2 protein-coding genes and 1 pseudogene are annotated in these 3210 nt (G+C 71.5%); 1 reads left to right on the forward strand and 2 read right to left on the reverse strand.

The genetic code is table 11. From position 1 onward, the window contains the following. Both IJH84_RS15795 and IJH84_RS15800 read right to left on the reverse strand, forming a co-directional pair. Positions 1-547, reverse strand: a 547-nt coding sequence (locus IJH84_RS15795) for a DUF2157 domain-containing protein (RefSeq protein WP_295145777.1), incomplete at its 3' end; no start/stop codon positions are given. A gap of 74 nt (positions 548-621) precedes the next feature. Beyond that, complete coding sequence (locus IJH84_RS15800; RefSeq protein ID WP_295145779.1) at positions 622-1554, reverse strand: heme o synthase; 933 nt, start codon at positions 1552-1554, stop codon at positions 622-624. Between the two features lie 793 nt (positions 1555-2347). Here IJH84_RS15800 and IJH84_RS15805 point away from each other — a divergent pair. After that, positions 2348-3210, forward strand: a pseudogene (locus tag IJH84_RS15805) (transketolase); the annotation flags it as partial.

Below are 3210 nucleotides of genomic sequence, written 5' to 3' on the forward strand. Positions count from 1 at the left end.
ACAGCGCGAGGCCGTACGCGAACGCCCCGGTGGCCAGCAGCAGCGGCAACGACGGCAGCGCGGCGGTAGCCGACGCGGCCACCGCCGTACCGGCCAGCGTCGCCACCAGCGAGACGTCCACCCCCGCCGCGTCCTCGATGCCGCTGCCCACGGTCATCGCCGCGGTCCCGGAGGCCAGCGCGAACAACACCGACACGATGCGGCTGCGCCGCGACGGCGCTTCCACCGCGAGTTCGTGCACACCGCGCGGCCCGTTCGCGATGAACAGCCCGACGGCCACCAGCAAGATCGTGGCCGCGGCGAGCAGTCCGGCCCGCACGGCGCGGGAGAGTTCCTCCCAGGACATGCCCAGCAGCAGCCCGGCACCACCGAGCACCAACGCCCCGCCCGCGTAGCCGAGCACTTCCCACAGGCCGCCGGCCCGCTGCGGACCGGTTTCGGCGGCCAGTTCGGCCTGCACCGCCTCGGACTGCTGCGCGGTGAGCGTGCCGCGCTCCACGAGACGTTCCAGTGCCCGCCGCTGCTGCGCGGGCAGTTCGCCGGTCATCGCCATTCCTCCGCAGATCGAGATCCGGCGATACCGTCTCATGCGCGGCGCTCGCGCGGCCGCACTCGCGCGGATCAGATCGAAGGCCACCCGAGCACGGGCAGCCCGAGCGCGGAATCCACCGCCAACGCCACGCAGACGATCATCAGGTACGTGTTGGACATGTGGAACAGCCGCATCGGCTTGGTTCGCTCACCCCGCTTGGTCGCGGTGTGCAGCCGGTGCGCCAGCCACAGGAACCAGGCCCCGGACAGCACCGCGAACGCGGCGTAGAGCCACCCGGCCGCCGGAGCCAGCAGCAGCGTCCAGAGCACCATCAACCAGCTGTAGGCCAGGATCTGCCGCGACACGTAGGTCGGCTCGGCGACCACCGGCAGCATCGGGATTCCGGCGCGCTCGTAGTCGGCCTTGTACTTCATCGCCAGCGCCCAGGTGTGCGGCGGCGTCCAGAAGAAGACGATCCCGAACATCACCAGCGCAGGCCAGTCCACCCGCCCGGTCACACCGGCCCAGCCGATCACCACCGGCATGCAGCCCGCGGCGCCGCCCCAGACGATGTTCTGCGCCGTGCGGCGTTTGAGCACCAGCGTGTAGATCAGGACGTAGAACAGGATGGTGGCCACCGCCAGCACCGCGGCCAGCAGGTTCGCGGTGGCCCACAGGAAGCCGAACGATCCGAGCCCGAGCGCGACGCCGAACACCAGCGCGTGCTGGTTCGACACGGTGTGCCGCACCAGCGGGCGCGCCCGGGTGCGCTGCATGACCTGGTCGATGTCCGCGTCGGCGACGCAGTTGAGCGCGTTGGCGCTGCCCGCGGCCAGCGTCCCGCCGACGAGCGTGCACAGCACCAGCCACGGCGACGGGATGCCGCGCTGCGCAAGCAGCATCGCCGGGATGGTGGTGACCAGCAGCAGCTCGATCACTCGCGGTTTGAGCAGGCCGAGGTAGGCCCGAAGCAACTCCCCCGGGTGCCTGGCGTGCCGGGTCGGCGCGGCGGTGGTGGTCACGAGGCAGCACCACCTCGCGGCAGCGCCGCGCTGCCTCCCAACAGCGTCCCCGGCGGTCCCGCACCGGATCTCCGGAAGCGACCGGCCGGGCCTGCGGCGCGACCGCGCGCGGAGGGACTGCCCGAGGCGGGACGCACCGAAGGCATGGGGCTCCTAGTCAGTCGGGGTGGCCGCGGGAACGACGGCGGCCGACCGGCTGAATAGTAGGCGCGCTACACCCCACCGCCGCCGCAGGGTCCCTGGCGCACCGCACTCGCCGACTCGACGACCCGGAGTGCCGGTATCGTGGCGTTGGGTCTTCGGCCGAGGCGGTGCACCGGGACGCCCGGCTGCTGCGGCACCCGGTGTCCGGAACGACCGGGCCTCGGAATGCCGCACCCGGCGCGCGCCGTTGCACGCGACGGGTCCGCCGGAGCACCGACCGAAACAAGACATGCCGCGCGCCGCACCCGGGAATTCCGTTGGGATCCGCAGTGCGCCGCCTGCGACAGGGCCGGTAACGGCGAGATCACCGGGCGTGATCACCGCACCACCGCGAGGCTCTGACGTGCGGGAACCGGTCGGCGGCGGGCGGTCGGCACCGGCTCGGTCGGGGCTTGCCCGTCCGCGGGCCGAACCGGTGATCCTCTCACCCGAGTGAGGGGGCCGCATCAATTCAGACGGGCCGCCGGGTGCCCACCGGGGCACGACTAGGCTGCCCGCTGGACAAGGGATAACTGCGGTCCGAACGGGTCCGGAAGCGACGCGCCGGATCCGTGCACGGACCGCTTCGAGGGAAACTGGAGCTGCGTCCGTGTCCGTCACCGACGATCTTGCCCGCTTGACCACCAAGCGACTGCCCGCAGACTGGACCGAGCTGGACCAGCGCGCCGTGGACACGATCCGGGTGCTGGCCGCCGATGCGGTCGAGAAATGCGGCAGTGGGCACCCGGGTACCGCAATGAGCCTGGCCCCCACCGCGTACGCGCTGTTCCAGCGGGTAATGCGGCACGACCCCGCCGACCCCGACTGGGTCGGCCGCGACCGGTTCGTGCTCTCGGCCGGGCATTCGAGCCTCACGCTGTACTTGCAGTTGTTCCTGTCCGGCTACGGCCTGGAGCTGGACGACATCAAGTCGCTGCGCACGTGGGATTCCAAGACTCCCGGCCACCCGGAGTACTGGCACACTCCCGGCGTCGAGACCACGACCGGCCCGCTGGGCCAGGGCCTGGCCAACGGGGTGGGCATGGCGATCGCGGCCCGCCGCGAGCGGGGCCTGCTGGACCCCGAGGCCGCCCCCGGCGAAAGCCCGTTCGACCACCAGATCTACGTGATCGCCTCCGACGGCGACATCGAGGAAGGCGTGACCTCCGAGGCCTCCTCGCTCGCCGGCACCCAGCAGCTCGGCAACCTCACGGTGATCTACGACGCCAACGAGATCTCCATCGAGGACGACACCAAGATCGCCCTGTCCGAGGACACCGCCAAGCGCTACGAAGCCTACGGCTGGCACGTGATCACCGTCGACGGCGGCGAAGACGTCTCCAGCATCCTCGACGCGCTCGACGCCGCGAAGGGCAAACCGGACCAGCCGACGCTGATCGTGCTGCGCACCGTCATCGGCTACCCCGCCCCGAACAAGATGAACTCCGGCAAGGCGCACGGCGCCGCGCTGGG

The sequence above is a fragment of the Saccharopolyspora sp. genome (genome assembly GCF_017434145.1).
GTDB lineage: Bacteria > Actinomycetota > Actinomycetes > Mycobacteriales > Pseudonocardiaceae > Saccharopolyspora_C > Saccharopolyspora_C galaxeae.